The sequence below is a fragment of the Micropruina sonneratiae genome (assembly GCF_025972045.1).
GTDB lineage: Bacteria > Actinomycetota > Actinomycetes > Propionibacteriales > Propionibacteriaceae > Micropruina > Micropruina sonneratiae.
Genome location: NZ_JAPDHX010000003.1, coordinates 586,353 through 611,298, shown reverse-complemented (window position 1 = coordinate 611,298; position 24,946 = coordinate 586,353). Strand labels below are relative to the sequence as shown.

The 24,946-nt window shown below is 72.0% G+C and carries 22 protein-coding genes; 14 read left to right on the top strand and 8 right to left on the bottom strand.

Features of this window, described 5'->3' with window-relative positions; translation table 11 throughout:
* Positions 1–12: 12 nt before the first annotated feature.
* Genes OIE40_RS11065 through OIE40_RS11055 form a run of 3 tightly spaced genes read left to right on the top strand, consistent with a single transcriptional unit; the run spans position 13 to position 2,891 of the window.
* Complete coding sequence (locus tag OIE40_RS11065) at positions 13–744, top strand: hypothetical protein (protein WP_413774492.1); 732 nt, start codon at positions 13–15, stop codon at positions 742–744.
* Positions 741–1,544, top strand: coding sequence for an HAD family hydrolase (locus tag OIE40_RS11060; RefSeq protein WP_264702305.1), 804 nt, complete (start codon positions 741–743; stop codon positions 1,542–1,544). Before OIE40_RS11065 ends, OIE40_RS11060 begins: the two co-directional genes overlap by 4 nt.
* A 9-nt stretch (positions 1,545–1,553) precedes the next feature.
* Complete coding sequence (locus tag OIE40_RS11055; protein WP_264702303.1) at positions 1,554–2,891, top strand: serine hydrolase domain-containing protein; 1,338 nt, start codon at positions 1,554–1,556, stop codon at positions 2,889–2,891.
* Between the two features lie 60 nt (positions 2,892–2,951).
* On the opposite strand, the gene OIE40_RS11050 is transcribed toward OIE40_RS11055, so the two are convergent.
* On the bottom strand, positions 2,952–3,971 hold the full coding sequence (locus tag OIE40_RS11050) for a ketopantoate reductase family protein (RefSeq protein WP_264702302.1): 1,020 nt from the start codon (positions 3,969–3,971) through the stop codon (positions 2,952–2,954).
* Between the two features lie 54 nt (positions 3,972–4,025).
* Positions 4,026–5,030, bottom strand: a complete 1,005-nt coding sequence (locus tag OIE40_RS11045) for an iron-siderophore ABC transporter substrate-binding protein (RefSeq protein ID WP_264702300.1) — start codon at positions 5,028–5,030, stop codon at positions 4,026–4,028.
* A gap of 107 nt (positions 5,031–5,137) precedes the next feature.
* Here OIE40_RS11045 and OIE40_RS11040 point away from each other — a divergent pair, with 107 nt between their 5' ends.
* The 3 genes from OIE40_RS11040 to OIE40_RS11030 are packed head-to-tail and all read left to right on the top strand — an operon-like array spanning position 5,138 to position 8,069.
* Positions 5,138–6,193 (top strand): FecCD family ABC transporter permease, encoded by a 1,056-nt coding sequence (locus OIE40_RS11040; RefSeq protein WP_264702298.1) that lies wholly within the window; start codon positions 5,138–5,140, stop codon positions 6,191–6,193.
* On the top strand, positions 6,190–7,251 hold the full coding sequence (locus OIE40_RS11035) for a FecCD family ABC transporter permease (protein WP_264702296.1): 1,062 nt from the start codon (positions 6,190–6,192) through the stop codon (positions 7,249–7,251). Before OIE40_RS11040 ends, OIE40_RS11035 begins: the two co-directional genes overlap by 4 nt.
* The gene (locus OIE40_RS11030) at positions 7,251–8,069 is read left to right on the top strand and encodes an ABC transporter ATP-binding protein (RefSeq protein ID WP_264702294.1); all 819 of its coding nucleotides are present in this window, start codon (positions 7,251–7,253) and stop codon (positions 8,067–8,069) included. Before OIE40_RS11035 ends, OIE40_RS11030 begins: the two co-directional genes overlap by 1 nt.
* 64 nt (positions 8,070–8,133) lie before the next feature.
* On the opposite strand, the gene OIE40_RS11025 is transcribed toward OIE40_RS11030, so the two are convergent.
* The 4 genes from OIE40_RS11025 to OIE40_RS11010 form a co-directional block, all read right to left on the bottom strand.
* Positions 8,134–9,015, bottom strand: a complete 882-nt coding sequence (locus OIE40_RS11025) for a ferredoxin family protein (protein WP_264702292.1) — start codon at positions 9,013–9,015, stop codon at positions 8,134–8,136.
* A complete protein-coding gene (locus OIE40_RS11020; RefSeq protein ID WP_264702291.1) occupies positions 9,012–10,133 on the bottom strand; it encodes a JmjC domain-containing protein in 1,122 nt (373 codons plus the stop codon). The genes OIE40_RS11025 and OIE40_RS11020 overlap by 4 nt, the downstream gene beginning before the upstream one ends.
* Positions 10,134–10,135: 2 nt before the next feature.
* Complete coding sequence (locus tag OIE40_RS11015; protein WP_264702290.1) at positions 10,136–10,453, bottom strand: hypothetical protein; 318 nt, start codon at positions 10,451–10,453, stop codon at positions 10,136–10,138.
* Between the two features lie 211 nt (positions 10,454–10,664).
* On the bottom strand, positions 10,665–11,417 hold the full coding sequence (locus OIE40_RS11010) for an alpha/beta hydrolase (protein WP_264702288.1): 753 nt from the start codon (positions 11,415–11,417) through the stop codon (positions 10,665–10,667).
* Between the two features lie 153 nt (positions 11,418–11,570).
* On the opposite strand from OIE40_RS11010, the gene efeU reads away from it, so the two are divergent.
* The 5 genes from efeU (at position 11,571) to OIE40_RS10985 (ending at position 18,481) form a co-directional block, all read left to right on the top strand.
* The gene (gene efeU / locus OIE40_RS11005; protein ID WP_264702286.1) at positions 11,571–13,166 is read left to right on the top strand and encodes an iron uptake transporter permease EfeU; all 1,596 of its coding nucleotides are present in this window, start codon (positions 11,571–11,573) and stop codon (positions 13,164–13,166) included.
* Positions 13,156–14,400: an iron uptake system protein EfeO gene (gene efeO / locus OIE40_RS11000; protein WP_264702285.1), complete on the top strand. Its 1,245-nt coding sequence runs from the start codon at positions 13,156–13,158 to the stop codon at positions 14,398–14,400. The genes efeU and efeO overlap by 11 nt, the downstream gene beginning before the upstream one ends.
* Positions 14,397–15,692: an iron uptake transporter deferrochelatase/peroxidase subunit gene (efeB, locus tag OIE40_RS10995; protein WP_264702283.1), complete on the top strand. Its 1,296-nt coding sequence runs from the start codon at positions 14,397–14,399 to the stop codon at positions 15,690–15,692. Before efeO ends, efeB begins: the two co-directional genes overlap by 4 nt.
* 208 nt (positions 15,693–15,900) lie before the next feature.
* The gene (locus OIE40_RS10990) at positions 15,901–17,535 is read left to right on the top strand and encodes a metallopeptidase domain-containing protein (protein WP_264702281.1); all 1,635 of its coding nucleotides are present in this window, start codon (positions 15,901–15,903) and stop codon (positions 17,533–17,535) included.
* A 100-nt stretch (positions 17,536–17,635) separates the two neighbouring features.
* A complete protein-coding gene (locus OIE40_RS10985; protein ID WP_264702279.1) occupies positions 17,636–18,481 on the top strand; it encodes a phosphodiesterase in 846 nt (281 codons plus the stop codon).
* Here OIE40_RS10985 and OIE40_RS10980 read toward each other — a convergent pair.
* The gene (locus OIE40_RS10980) at positions 18,478–19,134 is read right to left on the bottom strand and encodes a Crp/Fnr family transcriptional regulator (RefSeq protein ID WP_264702276.1); all 657 of its coding nucleotides are present in this window, start codon (positions 19,132–19,134) and stop codon (positions 18,478–18,480) included. The two genes, OIE40_RS10985 and OIE40_RS10980, sit on opposite strands and share 4 nt — an antisense overlap.
* Before the next feature lie 161 nt (positions 19,135–19,295).
* Here OIE40_RS10980 and OIE40_RS10975 point away from each other — a divergent pair, with 161 nt between their 5' ends.
* Entirely contained in the window at positions 19,296–19,544 is a 249-nt protein-coding gene (locus OIE40_RS10975) for a hypothetical protein (RefSeq protein WP_264702275.1), read from the top strand.
* Here the strand turns inward: OIE40_RS10975 and OIE40_RS10970 are convergent.
* Entirely contained in the window at positions 19,532–23,251 is a 3,720-nt protein-coding gene (locus OIE40_RS10970; protein ID WP_264702273.1) for an AAA family ATPase, read from the bottom strand. The two genes, OIE40_RS10975 and OIE40_RS10970, sit on opposite strands and share 13 nt — an antisense overlap.
* 240 nt (positions 23,252–23,491) lie before the next feature.
* On the opposite strand from OIE40_RS10970, the gene OIE40_RS10965 reads away from it, so the two are divergent.
* Together OIE40_RS10965 and OIE40_RS10960 are read left to right on the top strand one after the other, a co-directional pair.
* Positions 23,492–24,016 carry a GAF domain-containing protein gene (locus OIE40_RS10965; RefSeq protein WP_264702271.1) on the top strand — a complete coding sequence of 175 codons (525 nt, stop codon included), beginning with the start codon at positions 23,492–23,494 and terminating at the stop codon, positions 24,014–24,016.
* The gene (locus OIE40_RS10960; protein WP_264702270.1) at positions 24,013–24,840 is read left to right on the top strand and encodes a S8 family serine peptidase; all 828 of its coding nucleotides are present in this window, start codon (positions 24,013–24,015) and stop codon (positions 24,838–24,840) included. The genes OIE40_RS10965 and OIE40_RS10960 overlap by 4 nt, the downstream gene beginning before the upstream one ends.
* Positions 24,841–24,946: the final 106 nt, after the last annotated feature.

Genomic DNA, 24,946 nt, shown 5'->3' with positions numbered 1-24,946 from the left:
AACACGCCGGTGATGCTCATTCTGCTGTCGGAGGGCGCCGCCAACGACGCCGCGGCACGGGATCGGCTGGCGGGGGTGGTCAACCAGCTGCACATCGACACCGTGGTGGCGCGCGGCGGGCACGGCCAGGACGAGGGCCGGCTGGGCCACAAGTTCCGGCACGAGGACGACGACCCGGTCGATCCCGGAGACGACCCCCTGGCACCCTGGGTGGCGCTGGCCTACGACGGCTCGCCGGCCGCCGTCGCCGAGGCGTCCCGCATTCTGGACGAGGTGGAGCTGGCCCGGCTGCCGCAGAAGGGCTCCCCCGCCGGCCCCGACTACCGGCTGCACTGGATCGACCGGACCGGCCCCGGGGTGGCGCGGCTGTGGCCGCTGCCGTGGCCCGGCCGCCACGACCGCTCGGGCTGGGTGTCGATCCTGGCGTCCTGGCTGTTGATGCTGCTGCTGGCCGCACTGGCCGTGCTGATCGCCATCCTGATCTTCCAGCAGTCGCCGCAGCAGAGCCCGCCGCCACCGGTGCCGCCGACCTCGTCGCCCCAGTCGGGTGGCTCGGGTTCACCCTCGCCCCAGTCGGGGTCGCCGTCCCCGCAGTCGGGCTCGCCGTCCCCTCAGTCGGGCTCGCCGTCCCCGCAGTCGGGCTCGCCGTCTCCGCAGTCCGGGTCGCCGTCCCCGCAGTCGGGCTCGCCCTCACCGCAGTCCGGTTCGCCCGGCAGCGGTCGCAGCCCCAACTCGCGACTGTGACCATCAGGCTCATCGCCACCGACCTGGACGGCACGTTCGTCGACCCGCTCGGTGAGGTGTCGGAGCTCAACCGTCGGGCCGTCGCCCTGGCCGCCCGCGAGGGCGTCCCGGTCGTGGTCGCCACCGGACGCCCCTCGCGCTGGCTGCAGGTGCTGGACGACCTGCCCGGCGTGCACCCCGAGGTGGTGGTCAGCAACGGCGCCGGCGTGTTCGACCTTCGCGAGCATCGCCACACCGTCACCCACAGCCTGGACGCCGACCTGGCCCTCGAGGTCGCGCACGATCTGCGCGCTGCGATCCCCGGCACGGTCTTCGCGTTCGAATGGGGACAGCACTTCGGTTGCGAACCGCAGCTGCAGCAGGAAAAGGGGCCCTGGCTGACCGTCGGCGAACTGCCCGACCTGGCGCGACGGGACGAGCCGGTCCTGAAGCTGTGCGCCTTCCACGCCGAGCTGGACAGCGACGCCCTCGCCCTGCAGGGCGCCGACGTCGTCGGCGACCGGCTGACCCTGACCCACTCGCACCTGGGCGAGTACGGGCTGCTGGAGATCAGCGCGCCCGGGGTGACCAAGGCGTCCGGTCTGGCGGGACTGTGCCGTGACCTGGGCGTGGACGCCGCCGACGTCGCGGCCTTCGGCGACATGCCCAACGACCTGCAGATGCTGGCCTGGTCGGGGCATCCGTACGCCATCGAGGCGGGGCATCCGCTGCTGCTCGAGGCGGGCTTCGGCACGGCCGGCGGGCCACAGCCGGAAGCCGTGGGGTCGGTGATTCTGCAGCTTCTGGACGCCGGGCGCTAGTCTCCCGCCATGCGTCGACGTGGACGGTTGTGGCTGCGTGTGTTGAGCGGCGTGGTGGCGCTGCTGTTGATCGCGGTGGCCGGCGGCTATCTGTGGATCCGGCCGCTGCTGCGGACCGGCACCGGCTACGCCGCGCACAACGCCTGCGCGCTGGCGACGATCGCGGGTCGTCCGATCACCGAAGACCTGCCGCCCAACCCGCTGGTGCCCTACCTGCGGGTCGCCGCCGACGGTGCCGGGTACCGGGCGTCGGTGCTCGGCTTCCTGGCCGGGCAGCGGGCCTGGCCCGTGGAGGGTTTCGGCTGCACGGTGGGCGACTCGCCCCCCGACTTCGGCCCGGCCACCGTCATCGACCCGGCGAACAACCCGTTGCACGACCAGCCGACCCCGGCGGCGTCCGGTGAGCTGGCGACGGCCCTCGCCCATGCCTTCGGTGACGACCTGGCCCCCGAGGCCCGGGAGCAGCTGGGCACGCGCGCGGTGCTGGTGGTCTCCGACGGCCGGATCGTGGCCGAACGGTACGCCGACGGGTTCAGCGCCGAGACCCCGCAGCTGGGTTGGTCGATGGCCAAGTCGGTCACCTCGCTGCTCACCGGAGTCCTGGTGGCCAAGGGCGTGGTGACGATCGCCGACGATCACCTGCGCCCGGAGTGGACCGACGAGCGCGCCGCCATCACCGTCGAGGACCTGATGCGGATGCGCAGCGGGCTGGCCTGGGACGAGACCTACGACCTGGGCACGCCGATCACCCAGATGCTGTACGACAGCACCGACATGGCCGGGTTCGTGGCGTCGCAGCCGCTGGCGCATCCGGTCGGGACCAGCCAGCAGTATTCGTCGGGGTCGACCAACCTGCTGTGCAACGTGCTGCAGGCCAGGTCCGGCCAGGGTCCCGACCTGCCGCGCAAGGAACTGCTCGCACCGCTGGGGTTGTCGTCGGCGGTCTTCGAGGCCGACCCGACCGGGACGCCGGTGTGCAGCTCGTATCTGTGGATGACGCCGCGGGACTGGGCCGCGATCGGCCAGTTCGCCCTCGACGACGGGGTGTGGAACGGTCGCGCGATGATCCCCGAGCACTGGATCGAGCAGACCACGACCGCCCGCACCCCGGCCTCCCACGAGGACCTGAACTACGCCGCCGGCTGGTGGACGAACCGGCAGTCGGACGGGTCGCTGTTGTACGACGCGATGCCCGCCGACGCGTACTGGGCCAGTGGCCACGACGGCCAGAAGCTGTTCGTGGTGCCGTCGCAGCGCCTGGTCGTGCTCCGGCTCGGGTTCTCGCCGAGCGCCGAGGACATCAGGGACTTCCAGTTGCTGGTGGACGCCTCCGCAGCCGTGGGCTGATCCCCCACGCAGGCAGCGCCACGGCCCGCGACGCGGAGCCCGGGGCGACGCGGCGTGGGTTCAGAGGCGGGCGAGTAGGGCGTCCGGATCGTGCCGGTAGGTGTCGATCGGCAGGTCACCGGCGCTCAGCGCCTCGAGGGTGCTGGTGAGCAGGGCGTTGACCGGGGTGGGGACTCCGGCCGCCTCGCCGTGCCGGGCCACCGCACCGTTGAGGAACGACACCTCGGTGCGACCCCGCCCGCCGTGCAGGTCGATGTGGAAGCTGGGCATCTTGTCGCCCCGTCCGGCGCCCAGCGCCCTGGTGAGGGCAGGCTGGGCGATGAACCGGGGCAGTCTGGTGGCCAGCGCGAGAGCCCGCACCGGCGTCCCGGGCAGGTCGACGACCCGATGCCCCAGCGCCTTCATCACCGCCAGGCATTCGCGCAGCACCGCCACCTCGATGCCGTAACTGCTCTTGTCGGCGAACAGTTCGGCGACGCTGCGGTCGAGGATCGCGGAGGTCGCGTTGCCGGTCAGGTTGGTCAGCAGCTTCGACCACTTCATCGACCCGGCATCGGCGAACGGCTTACCGGACAGGCCGGCCCGATCGAGCGCGGCGACCAGTTCTTCGCTCAGCCGGTGGCCGAGCGCGACCCCGATCCCCCGGTGCTTCTCTTCGACCACCTCGCCGACGCCGGGCTTGCTGACCGCGGTGGCGACGGTGCCGGCCAGCACCCGGTCGGCGCCCAGCGCGGCCGCGATGGTGGCCTCGTTGTCGACCCCGTTCTGCAGCGACAGGATGGTCGGCACGTCGTGGCCGGTGGCGAGCAACTCGGCCAGGGCGGTGCCGGTGTCGAACGACTTGAGCGCGAAGACGCCGATGTCGTAGGGGCCGGCGGCGAGCGCCTCCGCGGCGGTGCCGTGCACGGTCACCTCGGTGACCACCTGGGTGCGGTCAGCGGTTCTGATCCGCAGGCCGTGCTCGGCGATCAGCGCCGCCGTCTCGGGCCGCTCGATGAACGTCACGTCCTCGCCGGCCGCCGCCAGGCTGCCTCCGACGTAGGTGCCGATCGCGCCCGCGCCCAGGAACAGGAACCTCATGGGGTGACTCTCCCGGCTCGGGCCCGCCCGAGCAAGGCGACGCGGCGGCGTCCGCTACTTGATCGCGGCCTTGAGCTTGGGCACCAGGTTCTCGATGGCGTACTTGGTGGCCAGCGTGCTGCCCAGCGAGTAGGCCGAGGCCAGGTCGCCGTCGATCACCACGGCCCGACCCTCGGCCACCGCCGGCACCGCCGTCCAGGCGGCGTCCCCGGTGAGCTGGTCGGTCTCGATGAAGATCGGGAACGCGACGATCACGTCGGCGTCGATCTCGTCGAGGTTCTCGGGGGAGATGCTCACCGAGAAGCCGGTGGCGTTGGTCTGCATGGCGGCGATCTTCGGGTTCTGCACGAAGCCGAGCCGCTGCATGAACGCGACGCGCTCGCTGCCCTCGATGTAGGCGCCCCAGCCGTCGGCGGTCTTCGTGGCCGCCGTCATCGTCTTGCCCGCCCAGCCGCTGTGGGCGGACGCCGCGGCGGCGAAGGCGTCCTCGATCTCCTTCAGCAGCGCCGTCCCCTTCTCGGACTCGCCGAGGGCGGCGGCGATCATCGTCACCTGCTGCTCCTGGGTGGTGAGGTAGCTGTCGCCGCCCTCGGGCACGCCGATCGTGGGCGCGATCGACTTCAACCGGTCGTAGCGGGCCTGGTCGCCGGAACTCTTGGTGTCGAGGATGAGGTCGGGCTTGAGGGCGGCGATCTTCTCGTAGGAGGGCTCGAGCGTCCCGATGATCTCCGGGGCGGTGCTGTACAGGCCCTTCGCCCAAGGGCCGACGCCCTCACCGCCGAAGCCCAACCAGTCGGACGCCCCGACCGGCTGCGAGCCCAACGCCAGCGCCGTCTCGGCATCGCCCCAGCCGAGGGCGACGATGCGGGTCGGCTTGTCCTCGACCGTGACGTCGCCGAACTTGGTGGTCACGGTCGCGGGGTACGCGTCGGGCGTGGTGCCGGACGGCACGTCCGCCGGGGCGGACGAGACCGCCGAGGTCTGAGGTGTGGACGAGCAGGCCGACAAGGCGGCGGCCAGGGTGGCGACAACGGTGGCCGCAATGATTCGCAGACGCATGGGTTCCTCCGCGGTAGGGGCGTTGGGGACGCCGAACCTGTGGGCAATTTCGATACGCGTGGGTGCCGAAATGAGACAGTTAGGTAAGGCTACCTAGGATCTCCCAAGTGACCGCCCTACGACCGCGCCCCGGGATCGCCGCCGCCACCGCGGCCGGCGAAACCCGTAGTCCGGCCAGTCGCGCGGTTGGTCTGCTGGTGGTCCTCGTGCTCCTCGTGGCGGCGGTGCTGGCGAGCCTCGCGGTGGGGGCCCGGGCCATCCCGCCGCTGGAGGTGCTGCAGATCCTGTTCGGTCAGGATTCCGGGCAGAACGCGCTGGTCGTGCGGCAACTGCGGGTGCCGCGCACGCTGATCGGGCTGGCCGTCGGCGCCGCCCTGGGCGTGGCGGGGGCGCTCATCCAGGCCGTCACCCGCAACCCGCTGGCCGACCCGGGCATTCTCGGAGTGAACTCGGGCGCCGCCTTCGCCCTGGCGCTGGGCACCGCCCTCGGTGTTGCTGCCGGTCCGCTCGGGACCCTCGCCCTCGCCTTCCTGGGGGCGTTCGCGGCGTCCGTCCTTGTCTACGCGATCGGTTCGCTGGGCCGCGGCGGCGCCAGCCCGGTGCGGCTCATTCTGGCCGGGGTCGCGTTGGGCGCGGTACTGGCGGGCATCACGCAGGCGATCGTGCTCACCGACCGGGAGCGGTTCGCCGCCATGACGGCCTGGCAGTCCGGATCACTGCTCGACCGCGACATCAACCTGCTGTGGTGGGCGTTGCCCTTCGTCGGCGCCGGACTCGTCATCGCGCTCGCGCTCGGCTCGTCGCTCAACGCGATCGCCCTCGGCGACGACCTCGCCGCTGCGCTCGGCGACAACGTGATGCGCACCCGGGTGCTGGCAGTCACCGCGGTGATGCTGCTGGCCGGGTCGGCGACCGCCCTGGCCGGGCCCATCGCGTTCGTCGGCCTGATGGTGCCACACATGGTGCGCTGGATTGTCGGCCCCGACCAGCGCTGGATCGTGGCGTACTCGGTGCTGGCGGCCCCGGTGCTCTTGCTGTCGGCGGACGTCGTGGGGCGGGTGCTGGTACCCCCCGGTGAACTGCCCGCCGGCATCGTGACGGCCCTGATCGGGGCGCCGGTGCTGATCGTGCTGGTCCGCCGCAGGAAGGCGAGCGAACTGTGAGCGTGGTCACCGAAGGACTAACCCGGGTGCTGGCACACCCGCGCCGCGGCAGCATTCCCGTCCCCCTGGTCGGGGGATGGGTACCGGCCCGCGGCGTCGTGGTGGTCGGCGGTGTGGGCCTGGCGACCCTAGTGCTCGGCGTGATCGCGCTCGGCCTGGGGGATCTGCCGCTGTCCCCCAGCGAGGTGGTGCACGCGCTGTTCGCCACCGACGGCTCGTTCAGCTCGACGGTGGTGCGGGACTGGCGGCTGCCGCGGGTGCTGGGCGCCCTGGTCTTCGGCGCGGGGCTCGCCGTGTCGGGGGCGGTGTTCCAGTCGCTGACCCGCAATCCGCTGGGCTCTCCCGACGTGATCGGGTTCTCCACCGGCGCCTACACCGGCGCCCTGGTGGCGCTCACCGTGGTGGGCGCGGGGGCGGTCTCGGCGTCCGTCGGCGCCCTGGTCGGCGGCCTGCTCACGGCGCTGGTGGTCTACGTGCTGGCCTACCGCCGCGGCATGCAGGGCTTCCGGTTGATCATCGTCGGGATCGCGGTCACCGCCATGCTGCACGCGGTCAACCTGTTCCTGTTGCTGCGCGCGCAGGAGGAGGTGGCGATGGCCGCGGCCATCTGGGGCGCCGGCTCGATCTCGCTGTTGTCCTGGCCGGTGCTGGTGACGGCGGCGGTCGGCCTGCTGCTGTGCCTGCCCGGGCTGCTGCTGGTGCCCGGACTGCGGCAGCTCGAACTGGGCGACGATGCCGCCGCCGCCCACGGCGTGCCCGTGGAGCGCACCCGCATCGGCCTGGTGCTGTTCGCGGTCGCCCTGGTGGCGATCGTCACGGCGTCCGCCGGCCCGATCGCGTTCGTTGCGCTGGCCGCCCCGCAGGTGGCGCGCCGGCTGGCCGGCTCGGCCGGCATCCCGCTGGTGTCGTCGGCCGCGGTGGGCGCCTTCCTGCTGCTCGGCGCCGACCTGATCGCCCAGCACGCACTGCCCGTCGACGTCCCCGTCGGCATCGTCACGGTCGTGCTCGGCGGGGCCTATCTGCTGAGCCTGCTGATTCAGGAAGCGAGGAGGCGCTGATGGTTGCACAGCCGGTCGGTGACCAGGTGGCTGCGCCGCGGCTGCGGGCGCGGGACGTGACGCTGCGCTACGACCAGCGGGTGGTGAGCAGCGGGCTCAGCGTGGACATCCCCGATCGCGAGTTCACGGTCATCATCGGCCCGAACGCCTGCGGCAAGAGCACCCTGCTGCGTTCCCTGTCGCGGCTGCTGCGGCCGGCGTCCGGCCGGGTGACGCTGGACGGGCGCCCGCTCGCCGACTTCCGGCCCAAGGAGTTCGCGCGCCAGGTGGGGCTGCTGCCCCAGTCGTCCATCGCGCCGGACGGGATCACCGTGGTCGACCTGGTCAGCCGGGGACGGTTCCCGTACCAGAAGCTGATCCGGCAGTGGACCGACGTCGACGAGGAGGCCGTCCGCACAGCGATGGCGGCCACCAACGTGGCCGAGCTGGCGACCCGCGAGGTGGCGGAGCTGTCCGGTGGCCAGCGGCAGCGGGTGTGGGCCGCGATGGCGATCGCCCAGCGGACGCCGGTGCTGCTGCTCGACGAGCCCACGACGTTCCTCGACCTCACCCACCAGATCGAGATGCTCGACCTGTTCGCGCGGCTGCACCGCGACGGCACCACGATCGTGGCCGTGCTGCACGACCTCAACCAGGCCGCGCGCTACGCATCCCACCTGATCGTGATGAAGGCCGGCGCGGTGGTGGCGTCCGGTCAACCGGCGCAGGTGCTGACCGTCGATTTGGTGCGCGAGGTGTTCGAACTGAACTGCCTGGTGATCGACGACCCGGCGTCCGGTACCCCGATGGTGGTGCCGACCGACGGTCGCTGGCGCTGAGCGTCGGGTATCCGGCTTCGGCTCCGTAGTGAGGTGGACCGGAAGAACCGTTCCCACGGTCCACTCAATCGAGGGCGGTGATGCCGATCACCTCGTAGTACACGGCCCCTGAGGTGCCGGTGGCGCGGCAGGTCAACTGCTCGGGGCCGCGCGAGCCGTGCCGCAGGTCGACCCGGTAGCGGCGTCCGGACGCCTCGAGGGTCACAGCGAAGAGGGTGCCGTCACGGGTCGCCCCACTCACCCGCACCGCCCCCAGCTCGCGCAGGCCGAGCTCGCGGCGCAGCGCGTTCTCGGCGGCCTGCTGCGGCCAGGGCAAGGTGCAATGGCCGCGGTAGGCGTCCAGGGTGAGGCGTCCGGCGAGGTGCTCGGCGACGACGTCGAACCCCTGGTCAGGCTCCAGGCGCCCATAGCTGTGCGCCCCGGGCAGCACCAGCAGGTTCGCGGCGAACCGGTCCCCGCCCAGGTGGGACGACTCCCAGACCAGCTCGGGCCAGCGCCCCGCGAGCGCGCCGGCCAGGGGACGCCCCCGCTCGGCACAGCACGCGTCGTGGCGTCCGTGGGTGCACACCAGCAACACCGGGTCCGGGTGCGGGTCGAGACCCACCCCGTCCGGCCCACGGACGCCGGACAGGTCGAGATCGGCCACCTCGGCCAGGCTCGACATCAGGGTCGTCTGGCACCAGCCGTGGTGCGCGTTGATCACGAAGACCCGGCGCGGCCCGGCCAGATTGCGGCCGGGCCGCCGGATCAGCAGGGGCCGGACGCCGAACTGCCGCTGCCAGTGCAGCACCGGATCGCGCGCCGCCCCCGGCAGCCGCCGGCTGCGCAGGATGTCCGGGCCCCACGGCCCGGGGTCCTCCATCAGCAGCCAGAGCCGAACGGTCGAGGCGGTCGCGATCAGGGACTCCCCCCGCTGCTCGCTGGCCGACGAGCAGCGGAAGGTCAACGAACGACCTCCAGCAGGCCCTCGCGGACCAGGCGCCGGGCCAGCACGATCGCCGACTGCTCGTCGAGCACGTCGTGCAGGTCCGCCGGGGTCAACTCATCGCGGGCCAGCACTGCCTCGATGGCCGGTCGGATGCGGGCCGGCACGCTGACCCTACGGTCGCCCAGCAGCAACAGCAGGTTCTCCCCTGCCGGCCGCAGCAGGCAGGTGCTGCCCGGACGCCGGCGCAAAGCCGTGCCTGAGGCCAGCCCGGGGGCGTCGAGCACGTCCATCAGGGCACCACCCAGCAGCGGCTGGCGTCCGGAGGCGAAGACCCGCTCGTGACGCTTCACCACGGCACCGGCGTCGGCGTCCCGGACGGCCTCGGCAAAGGTCGCGAGCCGTTCGCGCAGGGCCGCCGCGAGCGCGTCCGGGTCGGCGAAGAGGGCGGCCGGCAGCGGGTCGTCCGCCTTCTCGAGCAGGGGGTCGACGACCCTCTTGAGCAGGTCACGCCACACGTAGCGGTTGATCCCGAGGGTCACGTGCAGGGACGCCGTGGCCTGGGTCCGGGCCGCGTGCGGCGTCCCGGTGGGCAGATACATCGAGGTGCCCGGCAGCATCATCACCTGGTGCGCGCCGCCTTCGTCGTGCACCTCCCACTGTTTGGCGCCGTAGGTCTGGAAGACGAACACGTCGTGGGTGTCGGAGTGCAGCGCGAAGCCCTGCGAGCCGGGCGGGGTGAGGTACGCGTTGGCCTGGCACGGGTGGCCGAGCTGCTCCTCGAGGCCACGCACCAGCGCGCGCAACGGCTGCCAGTAGCGCTGCAGACCCTGGAAGACGACCGTGGCGCCGTTCTCGAACTCGTCGAGCAACCTGCGGGCGTCGACCAGGCCGGTCAGCTGCTTGCCGGCGATCGTGGCATAGCGGGTGTAGCGCGACTCGGGCAGTACCGACCCGTTCTTCGCGAGCCGCAACTGCGGGGTCCGCATGGCGGTCTCGGTGAGCAGGTGGTCGGCCTGGTCGATGCCGAAGATGCCCTCCAGCAGCCCCGGTTCGACCTTGTGGACAAGGATGCGGCGACCCCAGACCTCCTCGATGAAGGTGCTGGGGTCGCCGGCGAGCAGGGTCAGCGGATCCATGCTCAGGCGTCTACCCCGTCGGCGTCGCCCGAGTCACCATCGGTGCCGTCGGTGCCGTCACCGTCCACACCGTCGGCGTCACCGGAATCACCATCGGTGCCGTCGGTGCCGTCACCGTCCACACCGTCGGCGTCACCGGAATCACCATCGGTGCCGTCGGTGCCGTCACCGTCCACACCGTCGGCGTCACCCGAGTCACCATCGGTGCCGTCGGTGCCGTCACCGTCCACACCGTCGGCATCACCGACCGGGCCGGCTCCGGGGACGGGATCGGTGACGATCTCATCGTCGGACAGGGTCTCCCTGGGGTTGTCGCTCATGTCACTCCTTCGGGGACGGGCCGCCTGCGCGACCGCTGTGCTGGTCATCGTCGACCCTAGTCCCGGCCCTTGGCGGCGACCAGCCCCCGTTCGGGGGTGGGCGGACGCCGGGCGTCCCATCGGTGCCGACGAAGAGAGTGGACCGGAAGAACCGTTTCCACGGTCCGCCAGTGGACCGCAACAACCGTCCCGACGATCCAACCGCTCGCGGTCAGCCGAGGGACGTGAGATACCCGGCCATCAGCCGGACGATCACCGCCTCGGCCTCGGCCCGGCTGACCGTCGGGATGCCGTCACCGGCCTGGGGCCCGTAACGGCCGAAGAAGGCGTGCACCGCCCCGGGGATCACCTCGAGTCGGCTGCCGGGGCCTTCACGTGAGACCGCCGCGCGCACCGTGGCTGCGTCGGCGACCGTGTCGTTCTCGGCCAGCAACGACAGCGCACCGAAATGGTTGCCACTCAGGTCGACGCCATCGGGCGGATAGGCACCCATCAGCACGAGGCCGGCCAGCCGGTCGCCGTTGCGGGCGGCGTAGTCGGCGGCCATCGCGCCGCCCAGCGAATGCCCGGCCAGCACCACCGGACGCCCATGGGCGTAGTGCTCGATCAGGCTGTCCGCCCGGTCCTTCGCGGTCACGGCAAGGTCGGCGAAGAACTCCGGGATCACGGTCTGGACGCCGTGCGCCGCCAGCGCCCGGCCCAGCCACTCGTAGGCCTGCGGGCGCACCAGCCCGCCGGGGTAGAGCACCAGGAGCACCGAGCCCTCGCCTTGGGCCGGACGGATGTTCAGTACCCGCCCGCCGGCGTCGTCCAGCTCGACGCGTGCCGTCAGGCTCGCCTCGTCGGTGACGGCGTCCTGGCCGGGTACCAACGCCGGCCGCAGCACCATCGGCTGCAGCCAGCAGATCCCGTACCCGAGCAGGCCCACCACCAGCAGCAGCAGGATCAGTCGCAGTCGCCTCATGCGGGAAGGGTAGGTGCCAAATCTGGACGCCGCGCGTCGCGGGCGACGGACAGCCCATCATTGAGTTAGGTTAGGCGACGCTAACCACCCGCACGGCCCACCCTGGCGTTGAGACCGCGCGAGTACCACCGAGAAGAACCGCGGAACCGCAACGTGCTGGCAACCTTCATCATCGGCCTGCGTGAGGGGCTCGAAGCAGCCCTGATCGTGGGCATCATCGCCGCGTTCCTCAAACGCAACGGCCGTTCGCTGACGCCGATGCTGATCGGTGTCGCCGCCGCCGTGCTGCTCAGCCTGGGCGTCGGAATCGGGCTGAAGCTGGTCGAGCAGAGCCTGCCGCAGGCCGCCCAGGAGGGCATGGAGGCGATCATCGGGATCGTCGCGATCGTTTTCGTCACCGGCATGGTGCTGTGGATGAACACCAACGCCCGCGGCCTCAAACGCGAGCTCGAGCAGACCGCGAGTGAGGCGCTCGGTGAGGGCACCAGCCGCGCCATGGTGGTGATGGCGTTCCTCGCCGTCCTCAAGGAGGGCTTCGAGACCGCGGTCTTCCTGCTGGCCACGTTCTCGGCCTCGACCAATGCGGGGCTCGCCGCGACCGGTGCGGCGCTGGGCATTCTCACGGCGGTCGTGATGGGTTACGGCCTCTACACCGGCGGCATGAAGCTCAATCTGGGCAAGTTCTTCAGCTACACCAGCGGCTTCCTGCTGCTCGTCGCGGCCGGCCTGGTCGTCAACACGCTGGGCACCATGCGCGAAGCCGGCTGGCTCAACGCCGGCCAGCAGCGCACCCTCGACCTGTCGTGGCTCGCGCCGCCCGGTTCGGTGCAGGGGGCGCTGTTCACCGGCGTCCTGGGCATCCCGCCTTACCCGGTGCTGATCCAGGTGGTCGGCTGGTTCGCCTACCTGGTGCCGATGGCGCTCTACCTGTACTGGCCGAAGAAGCACCGGCCGGGACCGGCTGCCGCGGTGCGGCTCCGGTTCGCCATCGCGGGCGGACTGGCCGTGGTCGCCGGGGCGCTGTTCGCACTCTTCGCGTCCCCCTCGCTCGCGGTGCCTGGGCCGGCAACCGTGGTGGACGCCGGCGGCACCCCGGTCGGCAGCATCACCGTCGAGGGCGACGCCGCGACCATCACCGTCAACGGCAGCAGCGACTCCATGCCGCTGGGTGCCGGCACGCCCGGACCGCACGCCGGCGTCCAGGACGCCGTGGCCCACACCCAGACGATGCCCGAGGCCGGCGCCGCCCTGCCCGCCACCCTGACCCTGGACGACCTGGTCGCGCTCAACGGCGGACGCCTGCCGGTGGGCATCAACCCGCAACTGGCCACCGGACCGTTCGACGCGCAGTGGACGCACACCGGCGAGCGGACGCTGTGGCTGGTGGGCGGTGAGGTGCTGGACTTCAGCCAGACCGAGGCGACCACCCTCACCCTGTCCGGGGGCGGCCTGGCCGGCAGCCGCACGCTCACCGTCTCGGGCACCCTGCCCGACGGCACCACGATCGCTTCGACGAGCCTCGGCCTCGACTCGGCCCGGGTCACCGGCACCGCGGAGGCCGTCCGCCGGCTCGCGACGGCCCAGGTCGAACACAACCTGTGGGGACGGGCGGTCCCCGGCCTGCTGCTGCTGGCCGCCCTGCTCGTCACGCTCAGCGCAGTCCGCGCCCGTCGCGGCCTGCACCCCGCGCCCGACCCTGGCGTCGCGGCAGCAGAATCACCAACCAGGAGGAATCTCCATGTCTCGTAAGTTCACGACGGTGGCCGGCGCCAGTACCGCCCTCGTCCTGACCGCGGCGCTGGCGGCCTGCGCCACCACGCCGGTCGCCAGCAACAGTCCCGCCGCCAGCTCCGGCGCCGACGGGAGCGCACCGGTCACCGGCGGCGCCGCCCAGGTGAAGGTCACGCTGACCGGTGACGGCGGCGACGCCTGCACCGCCGACCACCTGACGGCGCCGGCCGGGCCGGTCACCTTCACCGTCGAGAACGTCAGTTCGACCGCCATCACCGAGGTCGAGTTGCAGAGCGAGTTGAAGATCCTCGGCGAGAAGGAGAACCTGGCCCCCGGCCTGCCCGCCGCCAGCTTCACCGTCACCCTCGACGGCGGCACGTACACCCTGTACTGCCTGGGCGCGGAGCCCGAGACGCAGACCTTCACCGTCACCGGGCAGGCCGCAGCGTCCCCGACCGGCAGCACGGCCACCCTGCTCAACGAGGGCGCCAAGGAGTACCAGACCTGGGTGGTCGGCCAGGCGGAGGACATGGCGACGGCCGTGACCAACCTCAAGACCGCCGTCGACTCCGGCGACGTCGACGAGGCGAAGGCCGCCTACGTCCAGGCCCGCCCCTTCTACGAGAAGATCGAGTCCGACGTCGAGGGCTTCGTGATGGAGGGGTTCAAGGTCGACGACAACGCCGGCAACCTCGACTACCTGATCGACATGCGCGCCTCGAACCTCGACGAGAAGGTCGGCTGGTCGGGCTTCCACGCCGTCGAGCGCGACCTGTGGAAGAACGGTGAGATAACCTCCGACACCAAGAAGTACGCCGCCGACCTGAGCACCAACGTCGGCACCCTCGTCGAGGTGGTGAAGACCCTGGAGTTCAAGCCCGAGGATCTCGCCAACGGTGCCGCCGCCCTGCTCGAAGAGGTCCAGTCGGGCAAGATCACCGGCGAGGAGGAGGCGTACAGCCACACCGACCTGAACGACTTCGCCGCCAACGTCGAGGGTGCCCGGCAGGCGTTCGCCTACCTGCAGCCCGGCCTGGAGAAGATCGACGCCGACCTGATGAACCAGGTCGTCACCGAGTTCGGCAACGTGGACGCCGCGCTGGCCGAACTGCGCGACAAGTCGGCCCCCGGCGGCTACCTGCCCTGGACGTCGGCGAACCGCGGCAAGCATTCCAAGACGCTCAGCCAGGCGGTGCTGGCGCTGCAGCAGCCGATGCAGAAGATCGCCGAGAAGGTGGCCACGGCCAAGTGACGCAGAACCGGACGCCACCCCCCGCTGCGTCGGGGCCGTCCCGCCGCCGGCTCCTGGCCGGCGGCGCGGCGGCCGCTGCCGCGGGTGCGACGGTGGGCGCTGGGGTCACCGCCGGCCTGCTGACCGGCGCGACCCAGCCCGCGACGACACCCACCTCGGCGAGCACTTCCGCCACCGACGAGGTCGACCTGACGCGGATCGTCCCCTTCTACGACCAGACCCACCAGGCCGGCATCCGCACCCCGCCGCAACGGCACTCGGTGTTCATGACGTTCAACCTCAACGCCGGCACCGACGCCCAGGACCTGCAGGTGCTGCTGGCCCGGTGGAGCGCGGCGATCGCCCAACTCACCCAGGGCAAGACGATCGGCACCGTCGAGCCCAGCCGTCCGGACGCCGTGGGCACCGACACCGGTGAGGCGTACGGACTCGCCCCGGCGTCCCTCACCGTGACCGTCGGGCTCGGCCCCGGCGTCTTCGACGACCGCTACGGCCTGGCCGCCAAGCGGCCGGCGCTGCTGGCCGACCTGCCGCGCATTCCCGGCGACGTGCTGCAGGCCGGACTGACCGGCGGCGACCTGTCCCTGCAGGCGTGCGCCGACGACCCACAGGTGGCCTACCACGCCGTGCGGAACCTGGCCCGGATGGTGACCACCACGGCGCACACCCACTGGGTGGTGCTCGGCTTCGGCCGGGCCAGCGCCGGGCCCGGCCAGGAGACCCCACGCAACCTGATGGGGTTCAAGGACGGCACCCGCAATGTGGCCGGCGACGACGACTACGACCGGTTCGTGTGGCTGGGCGAGGACGCCGGGTGGATGGCGGGCGGAACCTACCAGGTGGTCCGCAAGATCACCATGACCATCGAGACGTGGGACTTCGACCGGATCTCCGACCAGCAGCGCATCTTCGGCCGCACCAAGGACGAGGGCGCCCCGCTGACCGGCACCGCCGAGTTCGACACGCCCGACTTCGCCGCGCGTGGTGACGGCGGCTACGTGATCGACCAGGCCTCGCACATCGCGCTGGCCGCACCCGAGAACAACGCTGGAGTGAAGATCCTGCGCCGCGGCTACAACTTCACCGACGGTCTCAACGACCAGGGCCTGCTGGACGCCGGACTGCTGTTCATCAGCTACCAGAACGACCCCCAGCACTTCATCGACCTGCAGAACCGGCTCGGCAGGTTCGACCTGCTCAACGAGTACATCCGGCACGTGGGCTCGGGCATCTTCGCCATTCCCCCGGGCCCGCCCACCGGAAGCTACATCGGACAGGCACTCTTCGCCTGAACCGCTGGTCGTCATCCGGCCAACGACGGGATTTCATCGTCCCTGGGCCGGCACCCCAGTCACCGGGGCAAGCCCGGAATGGCGAGTCCCTGCCCCGGCCGGATGCCGGCGGTACAACTACCCAGTCCGGTATCTGCGCCGACCCCGTCCGCTCTCCCCAGCCAGGCAACAGTCCGGCCACGGCGCCGGCTCACGAGGGGGAACGCCCATGCTTCGATCCTGTCCACCAGCCACCGCAGTCGCCCGGTTCGGGTTGCGGGCCGCCGCTGCCGGCGTTTCCGCGCTGGCCGGCCTGGCCGTCCTTCCCGGCCTGACGCCGAGCGCGCAGGCCGTCCCGATCCGCACCGAGAACGGTTGGTCGGTGCTGCTGTGCAAGATGTCGGACGTCTCGGGCGAGCCGCAGACCAAGACCTTCTTCAAGCAGTTCTTCGGCTCCGCCGGGGCCGGTATGAAGGGGTTGTACGACTACTTCCTCAACCAGAGCTACGGCAAGGTCGCGATCAACGCCGACGTCCGGGGGTGGTACACCATGCCGTACACGCAGGCCCAGGAGGCGGGCAAGTCGCGCTGGGACAAGATCAACGACTGCGTGAACACCGCGGCCAACGCCGGCTACAGCGTCCCGGCCGGCAACCGGATCGCCGTCATCATCAACGCCCAGATGGACTCCGGAGCGTCCGGAGGGCGGGTGCTGCTCGACCCGGGCGCCTGGAACGTCCGCTTCGCCTCGCACGAGATGCTGCACGGCTACGACCTCGGGCATTCGTTCAGCAACGACACCAGCTACCAGAACGCGACGTGGTCGCAACCCGGCGAGTACGACGACATGTGGGATCAGATGAGCGCCCAGCACGTCTACAGCTTCGACACCGGCACCTTCGGCGAGGCCGGCGTCGGGATGAACGCCTACAACCGCGACAAGTTGGGTTGGCTGCCGATGGACCGCGTCCGCACCTTCGGCTCGGGCGGCGGATCGTCCGGCGTCGTCCGGCTGGCGCCGCTGCAGAAGCGCTCCCGCAGCGGCAGCCTGCTGGTCCGCGTCCCGTTCAACCCCGGTGACCTGTACAACTACTACACCGTGGAGTACCAGTCGAAGTCGGGCTGGACCAAGGGCATTCCGAAGTCCACCGTGTTGATCCACGAGGTGAAGAACGGGACGCCGACCCTGCTGCGAGCGCTGAACACCGCCGGCAAGCCGCCGGCCCAGTCGATCAGCGCCAACGGCGTCACCATCAAGGTACTCACCACCGGCAGCACCGCGACCGTGCAGATCACCTCGCAGATCGCCGACCGTTGCCTGCAGGGCTGGGTGTGGCGCGAGGCGCGCGCTTCCGACCACGTCTGCGTGACCGGGGCGACCCGGTCACAGGTGGCCGCCGACAACGCCGTGAAGGCGTCGCGCTGGGTCAACGGCGCCTACGGTCCGCACACCTGCGTGCAGGGCTACGTGTGGCGCGAGGCGTTCAGCGGCGACGACGTGTGCGTCACCGGCGCCCAACGCACCCAGGCCAAGGCCGACAACGCCCAGGCCTCCGCCCGGCGCAACCCGGCCCGGCTGGTCTACGGACCGAACACCTGCGCCCCCGGCTACGTCTGGCGTCAGGGGGACGCCGCCGACTATGTCTGCGTGACCGGCGCGACCCGGGCGCAGGTGGCCAACGACAACGCCGTGAAGGCGTCGCGCTGGGTCAACGGCGCCTACGGGGCGCACACCTGCCGGCAGGGCTACGTGTGGCGGGAGGCCTGGGTGGGCGACGACGTGTGCGTCACCGGCGCCCAGCGCAGCCAAGCCAGGGCCGACAACGCCCAGACCCGCAACCGGGTGGCCAACCCGGCCGGCTGAGGCGGCGCGACACGGCGGTCCCGGGAGGCTCCCGGGGCCGCCGTCGTCTGCCGGTCGGCACCCTCTCCCACGGAGGCACGCGGCGCACTACGGTACGCGCATGACACCGGGTCAGCATCCGCTCGCCGAGCAGGTGATCGTGCACCTCAGCGACCTGCACCTCACCGCGGACGCGGCTCCGCTGTTCGGGGTGGTGGACGCCGACGCCCAGCTCGGCGACGCGATCGGCCGGCTCACCGCGTCCGGTGTCGTCCCGGCAGCGATCGTGGTGACCGGCGACGTCGCCGACGACGGCGCGCAGGCCTCCTACGCCCGGGCCCGGGCGCTGCTCGAACCGGTGGCGCAGCAGTTCGGCGCAGCCCTGATCTGGGTGATGGGCAACCACGACCGCGCCGACGCGTTCCGCAGCGAACTGCTCGGCGGTGTCGACGCCCCAGCCGCCGGAACGGAGCTGGTCGCCGTGCACGATCTGGCGGGGCTGCGGTTGGTGGCGCTCGACACCAGCGTGGCGGGGCTGCACCACGGCGCCCTGAGCGACGACCAGCTCGATTGGCTGGCCGCGACGCTGGCCGAGCCCGCGCCGCGGGGCACCGTCATCGCGATGCACCACCCGCCGTTGCCGGTGGTGATCGCCCCCTCGGACACGATCGAGCTGCACGGCCAGCAGCGGCTCGCCGCCGTGCTGGCCGGCCGCGACGTCCGCGGCATCATCGCCGGGCACCTGCACTACGCCACCAGCAGCAGCTTCGCCGGGGTGCCGGTGTGGGTGGCGGCCGCCTGCTGCTATAGCACCGACCCCCTCGCGCCCGACGGCTGGGTGCGCGGCCAGGGCGGCGGGCAGGCGATCAGCCTGCTGCACGTGTACCCCGACCGGCTCGTGCACACCTCCACGCCGACCACAGCCCTGCCCACGCTGTACGGATTCCCCCCGCGCCCGGAGGGCTAGCGGCGGCGTTCGGGTTCGCCCAGCGCCGACCGGGCCGGCACCTCGATGCGGCCACGTCGCAACACGATGCGGCCGGCGTCCACCAGACCCTGCAGGGCCCGATTGGCTGTTGGCCGGGTCGTGCCGGCCAGGCTGGCCAGGTCTTCCTGGGTGAGCGGTATGACGGCCGACTCGCCCTCGGCGAAGCTGTCGGCCAGCACCCGCAACTGCTTCAGCACGCGCTGTTCGGCGCTCAAGGTGTGCGCGTCCAGCAGCTGCTCGGACAGCCTGCGCACCTGCGCCGCCAGCATCTCGACCAGCACGATGGTGACCTGCGGGTGCTGCCGCTGCAGCTCGTGGAAGCGGGTTCGGCGCAGCTCCGCCGTTTCGACCGCACCCACCGCCACCGCGGACGCCGTGCGCCGCGATTCCGGATCGAGCAGCGCCTGCTCGCCGAAGAAGCCGCCGGGACCGAGCACGGTCAGGATCAACGTGGTGCCCTGCGGGTTCACCACCTGGATGGCCACGTGGCCGCGTTCGATCAGGTGCACCGAGTCACCGGGATCGGACTGGTGGAACAGGTGCTCGCCGTTGCGGTAGCGGCGGCGGGAAGCGCCGGCCAGCACCCGGCGACGGTCCCCCGGTTCGAGGTTGCGCAGGATCTCCCACTCCATCAATGACCACTCCCCCGTGGCGTCGGCGCCGCACCTGCCGCGTTGTGTCGTCTCCGGTACGCACCGGCGGTGCCGGTGCGCACAGACGGGCCGGTCGCGAGCGGCCAGGATGTTCCCATCGGCTCGGACGAACCGAGGGCGATCGAATGAGGGAGCGGACCATGAGCGACAGTGACCGGGCAACGGGGGCACAGCCCGTCGTGGGGGACGACGTCGAGGGTCACATCCGCACATACCCCTCCGCTCGGGACGGACAGCCGCAGCGCCGGCGTCCGGCCCAGGTCGATCCCATCGAGGTCGAGGGTCACGGCCGGTTCGGGATGTTCCTGGACGACGAGCATCCGGTCACCGACCGGACGCCGCAGCGGCCGGCGCCGACGGGGGGTGGGGGCACGGGTCATCTGACCTGAGCACCTTCGGCAGCGGGCGTACGGGCGGGATCCTGGGGGGAGATCCCGCCCGTTGCCGTGTCCGGCGACGGTGCCGACGGCCCGCTGACCACGGGCGCGGCCACGTCGTAGCCCGCGGACGCGGCCGCCGACACCGTCTCGGCGCGCGCCGCCAGTGGCAGGCACCTGAGTTGGACGGCGATGGCCAGGGCCTCGTCGATCAGCGCGGCCACGCCGGCTCCCTCGCCCGCACCGAGCAGATACTCCGCGTGGTCGAGCAGCGCGTGGGCCAGGTTGTAGGGCGGCGAGATCCGCCGCACCGTCGCCACCGCCTTGTCGAAGAGTCCGGCCGCCTGCTGATCGCCGCTGACCGCGGCGAGCCGGGCGGTGACGAGTTCGGCCTCGGCCCGTTGCAGCGGAGCCACCGCGCCCTTGGGCTGCGCCTCGTACGCGGCCAGCAGGTCGGCCTCGTCGGTGAACCGGCCGAGTTCGTGCGCGGCGCGCGCGGCCAGGGGCCAGACGATGCGGCCGTCATCGCCGCCGAAGGGCAGCTGCGTCCCCAGGTAGGTGAGGCAACTGATCGCGTACCCGAAGGCGCCCTCCAGGTCGCCATCGGCCAGCGCCAGGGCGGCTTTGGCGGACGCCAGGCTGGCCCGGTCCTGCGGGTCCTCGCTGCCCATGAACTCGTCGCTCAGTCGCGCCAGCGACTGCCGGGCCGCCTCCGACTCGCCGCGCAGCCCGTGCAGCAGGGCGCGCCCGATCATGATGTAGGACTCCTCGTCCAGCACTTCCAGCAGCGGGCTGTGCAGCGCCTGCTCGGCCTTGTCCCAGTCCTCGAGTTGCAGGTGCGCGTAGGCCAGGTTGGCGAAGGCGGTGCCCAGCAGGTAGGTGCCGCCGCTCTCCACCGCGGCGTCGATGGCGCGCTGGGTGGGCTCGATGCTCGCCCGCGGGTCGGTGCACAACAGCGCGTTGCCCAGGTTGAGGGACGCCTCGGCCACCTCGTAGAGCAGACCGTCGCGTTCGGCGTAGCGGATGGCTTCGCGGAAGTACATCTCGGCCAGCCGGTGCTCCCCCACGTTCTCGTGATGGATGGCCTGACTGACCAGCAACCTGGGGAACCGCTGGTCGTCCACCCCGAGCTTGTTGGCAAGCTCGAACATCTCTCCCAACACCGTCAGGCCGTCGGTGGTCCCGGCGAACGTCTCCAGCGAGGCCAGCGACTCCAGGGCGTCCAGGGTGTCCAGATCGGGGTCGGTTCGCAGCACCGACAGGGCGTGGCTGAGCAGCTCGCGCGCCTCGGTGTGCCGGCCCAGCCGCCGCAACGACCGGCCCTTCCACATCATCGCGATCGCCTCGATCCGGCCGGCACCGGCCGCGCGGGCCAGCTCGCCGGCACGCTCGGCCCAACCGACGATCTGGAACTGATCGGTGGCCACACCGCCGGTGTCGGCGGCGCGGATCAGCAGCCGGGCCGCCGTCAACGGTTCGTCGCCGACCAACAGGTCGGCCGCCGCGGCGAACGATTCCGCGGCGCGTCCCGGAGCCCCCGTGCGCCGGGACCGTTCCGCCGCCCGCACCAGCGTGGACACGAGCTGCTGCTGGATCTCGTCCCGGTCGGCGTCCTCGGGGGCCGCATCGAGCGCGTCGGCGTAGTGCCGGGCGACCGCGTCCACCACCTCTTCGCCGTCGTTGGGAAAGGTGTCGCGCAGGTGCTGGGCGACGCGCAGGTGACGGGTCTTGCGGTCGCGTCGCGACAGGGTGTCGTAGGCGACCTGACGCAGCATTTCCTGGGCGAAGCCGTAGTTGCCGCGCTGCGGAGACAGCGGGTCGGCGCTGATGGTGAACACCTCGCGGCGCAGCAGGTCGGCGAGCACCCGGGACGCCTCGGGCCGGTCGAGCCCCGAGACCGCCATCAGCGCCTCGGCGGGGAACGTGGCACCCAGCACGGACGCGTCGGCGACCACCCGCCGGGCCACCGGGTCGAGGGCGTCCAGCCGGGCCGCCAGCAGGGCCCGCAGGCTGTCGGGCACTGCGAGCCGGCCGATGGCCTGTGCGCCGCCGACCAGGCGGTAGCCGGCGTCCGTCTCTTGGATGACGCCCCGGTCGACCAGCGCGCGGATCGACTCCACCGCGTACAGCGGGATGCCCTCGGAGCGTTCGGTGATCTGCCGGCGGGCGACGGCCGGCATGCCGGGCACGAGGGCGTCCACGATGGCGTCCATCGAGGTGGCGTCCAGCGGGTCGAGGGCGATCGTGGCCCGGTTGCGTCCCGAACCGAAGCCGGGGTTGGTCAGCTCCAGCTCGCTGCGGCCGAACGCGAGCACGAAGATGGGCAGGTTGTGTGCCCAGTCGACCAGATGGTCCAGGAAGTCCAGCAGGTCGGCCGCGCCATGGTGCAGGTCCTCGATCAGGATGGTGACCGGGTGGGTTGCGGCCAACCGTTCGAAGAACCGGCGCCAGCCGGCGAACAGGTCCTCGCGGGCCAGGGAGGCACCGCTGTCGCCGCGGCCGGCGACGCCGATCAGCCGGCCGAGCCGCGGGGCGATGAAGTCGCGCTCGGCGGCGTCCGGCACCCAGCGGTCGAGGCCCTCGGCGAAGCGGGCGGCGGCCACGTCGGGGGGGTCGTCCTCGGCGATCCGGAAGCGTTGCCGAACGACTTCGGCGAGCGCCCAGTAGACCATGCCCTGGCCGTAGGCCAGGCAGCGGCCGCGGTGCCACAGCGTGGTGTCGACCAGGCCGTCGACGTACTTCTCGAACTCCCAGCCGAGCCTCGACTTGCCGACCCCGGCCGGGCCGGTGACCAGCACCAGCCTGGGCTGTCGCCGATCGGCGCTGGCGTGGAACATCTCCCGGATCGACCGGAACTCGGCGTTGCGGCCGATCAGCGGCGCCTCCAGGCCGTCGACGCGCTGGGTGCCGCCGGTCGCCGACACCACCTGGGTCGCCTGCCACAGCGGCTCAGGCTCGGTCTTGCCCTTGAGCAGGTGGGGGCCGCGCTCGGCGGCGAGGATGGCGTCGGCCGTCAGCCGCTGGGTGGTGGCGTCGATGTAGACGGTGCCGGGGGCGGCGGCGCTCTGGATCCGGGCGGCAGTGTTCACCGCGTCGCCGGCCACCATGCCCTGGTTGGTGGCGCCGATGGTCACCGCCACCTCGCCGGTCAGCACCCCGGCCCGCGCGGTCAACTGCGGAATGCCGCACTCGGCACCTAGCTGCTGGACGCCGTCGACCAGGTCGAGCGCGGCCCGCACGGCGCGTTCGGCGTCCAGTTCGGTGGCGACCGGGGTGCCCCACACGGCCATCACCGCGTCGCCGATGAACTTCTCGATGGTGCCGCCGTAGCGGCCCACGACGGTGCGGGCCAGATCGAAGTAGCCGCTTAGCAGTTCGCGCACCTCTTCGGGGTCGCGGGCCTCCGAGACAGTCGTGAAGCCGACCAGATCGACGAACAGCACCGAACACAGCCGCCGCTGCGACAGCGGTGCGGCCTGGGACGCCGTCCGGTCGAGGGAGGTTGCGGGGTCGAGGGTCGACGCCTGGGGCGGGACGCCCGCGGCGCCAACGGCCGGGCCGGTCAACGGCGTGCCGCAGTCGCCGCAGAACCGCTGGCCCTGGCCGACCTGTCCGCCGCACGACGGGCACGCCAACTGCAGCGGCGTCCCGCAGTCCGCACAGAACCGCTTGCCGACAGTGCTTTCGGAGCCACACGCGCCACACCGGATCACGGCCATCGCCGCACCTCCCCGGTCCACTCTGGGACGAGTATGACCCACGACAACGGTGCCGCGGAATGCCTGGACGTGTGTTGGGCGCTACGCATCGGCTGTGCGGACGGCGACAGATCGGTCAAGTCCAGGGGTCGTGCGCGCCCGGTCGGCGGTTCGACGGCGGCCGGGGCGTCGGCACTGCCACCCGAGTTCGGCCGGGGATGCGGTGGGCGAAACCCGCGACCTGCTGGGAGGATCTTCGGTGTGAGCGGACTACAGGCGGTGTGCGCACTGGTCCGGTGGGGCACCGGTTCGGCGGCGGTGTCGGTGGCCACCGTGGCCGACGACCATCTGCACTACGTGGCCGCCGACGGCGCCGGCGCCGAGGCCATCGTCGGTGCCCGGCTGCCCGCCGGCCGCGGCATCGCCGGCTTCGCCGCCGCCACCGGCCAGTCGCTGACGGTGCGCGAACCCGAATCAGACCCCCGCTTCGCCCGCGAGACGGCGCTGGCCACCGGCTACCTGCCGTCGGCGATCCAGTGCATTCCGGTCGAGGACGGCCACGGCGAGGTGGTCGCGGTGCTGACGCTGTTGGACCGCTCCGGCACCCCCTCCCCGCTGGCCGACGCGCTGCCCCTGGGCCGGGTCACCGAACTGGTCGCGGAGCTGCTCAGTGCCCAGCACGGCCCGTCCGACGACCTCCAGGCACGGCTGGACCGGCTCCCCGCGGCCGATCGGGCCCGGGCACGCACGGCGTTGCTCGCGGTCCTGGACGCCATCGACCGATGAGCGCCACCGACGACCTGCCCGCCTGGTCGGACGCGTTCCACGACGGCGGGCCGGGCCGTGCGCCGAGGCTGGACCTGCCCGCCCCGCTCACCCCGGACTGGGCCTACGGCGACCGCACCGGACGCGGCGTCCGGGTGGCGGTGATCGACTCGGGGATCGACGGCGACCACCCGCTGGTCGGCCCGGTCGCCCAATGGGTGGCGGTCACCCTGGACGCCGACGCGCCCGGCGGCGTCCGGGTCGAGTCGGGGCGGCACGACGACCTGTACGGCCACGGCACGGCCTGCGCCAGCATCATCTCGTCGCTGGCGCCGCAGGTCGAACTGGTCAGCGTGCGGGTGCTGGGGCCGAATCTGCGCGGCTCGGCGCTCGCCTTCGCCCACGGCCTGGAGTGGTGCCTCGACAACGGGGTGGCCGTGGCGAACCTCAGCCTGTCGACCACCAACGACCGCTGGTTCGACGTGTTCCACGAGCTTGTCGACCGCGCCGTTCGGCGGCGGACGCTGCTTGTCTGTGCGATGGCCAACGAGCCCAAGCGGACGATACCGAGCGAGTTCGCCGGGGTGTTCTCGGTCGCCTGCGCGCCCGGAACGGACCGGGAACGCGTGTGGTGCAATCCGGAGGGCCCGGCCGACTTCGGAGCCTGCGGCATCGATGTCGAGGTGGCCTGGGGCGGCGGCTCGACGATCATGGCGACCGGCAACAGCTTCGCCGCCCCGGTGGTGGCCGGGCACCTGGCCCGGATCGCCGCGGCGCATCCCGGCATCACCCCCTGGCAGGCCCGCACGGTGCTCGGGCAGTTGGCGGTGAACGCGTCCGAGTAGGCCCTCCGGGCCAATCAGGAGCTGCGTCCGACCCGGCTCGGACTGGGCAATTCGTCCACTACCCGCAGCGCGTCCACCCGCTTAGCGTGGCCGCTGGCGGGGCGTC

Coding starts and splice junctions, on each gene's coding strand:
- OIE40_RS11065 (WP_413774492.1), top strand. CDS start 13: ATGCTCATTCTGCTGTCGGAGGGCGCCGCCAACGACGCCGCGGCACGG.
- OIE40_RS11055 (WP_264702303.1), top strand. CDS start 1,554: ATGCGTCGACGTGGACGGTTGTGGCTGCGTGTGTTGAGCGGCGTGGTG.
- OIE40_RS11050 (WP_264702302.1), bottom strand. CDS start 3,971: ATGAGGTTCCTGTTCCTGGGCGCGGGCGCGATCGGCACCTACGTCGGA.
- OIE40_RS11045 (WP_264702300.1), bottom strand. CDS start 5,030: ATGCGTCTGCGAATCATTGCGGCCACCGTTGTCGCCACCCTGGCCGCC.
- OIE40_RS11030 (WP_264702294.1), top strand. CDS start 7,251: ATGGTTGCACAGCCGGTCGGTGACCAGGTGGCTGCGCCGCGGCTGCGG.
- OIE40_RS11020 (WP_264702291.1), bottom strand. CDS start 10,133: ATGGATCCGCTGACCCTGCTCGCCGGCGACCCCAGCACCTTCATCGAG.
- OIE40_RS11015 (WP_264702290.1), bottom strand. CDS start 10,453: ATGAGCGACAACCCCAGGGAGACCCTGTCCGACGATGAGATCGTCACC.
- OIE40_RS11010 (WP_264702288.1), bottom strand. CDS start 11,417: ATGAGGCGACTGCGACTGATCCTGCTGCTGCTGGTGGTGGGCCTGCTC.
- efeO (WP_264702285.1), top strand. CDS start 13,156: ATGTCTCGTAAGTTCACGACGGTGGCCGGCGCCAGTACCGCCCTCGTC.
- OIE40_RS10990 (WP_264702281.1), top strand. CDS start 15,901: ATGCTTCGATCCTGTCCACCAGCCACCGCAGTCGCCCGGTTCGGGTTG.
- OIE40_RS10985 (WP_264702279.1), top strand. CDS start 17,636: ATGACACCGGGTCAGCATCCGCTCGCCGAGCAGGTGATCGTGCACCTC.
- OIE40_RS10980 (WP_264702276.1), bottom strand. CDS start 19,134: ATGGAGTGGGAGATCCTGCGCAACCTCGAACCGGGGGACCGTCGCCGG.
- OIE40_RS10975 (WP_264702275.1), top strand. CDS start 19,296: ATGAGCGACAGTGACCGGGCAACGGGGGCACAGCCCGTCGTGGGGGAC.
- OIE40_RS10970 (WP_264702273.1), bottom strand. CDS start 23,251: ATGGCCGTGATCCGGTGTGGCGCGTGTGGCTCCGAAAGCACTGTCGGC.
- OIE40_RS10960 (WP_264702270.1), top strand. CDS start 24,013: ATGAGCGCCACCGACGACCTGCCCGCCTGGTCGGACGCGTTCCACGAC.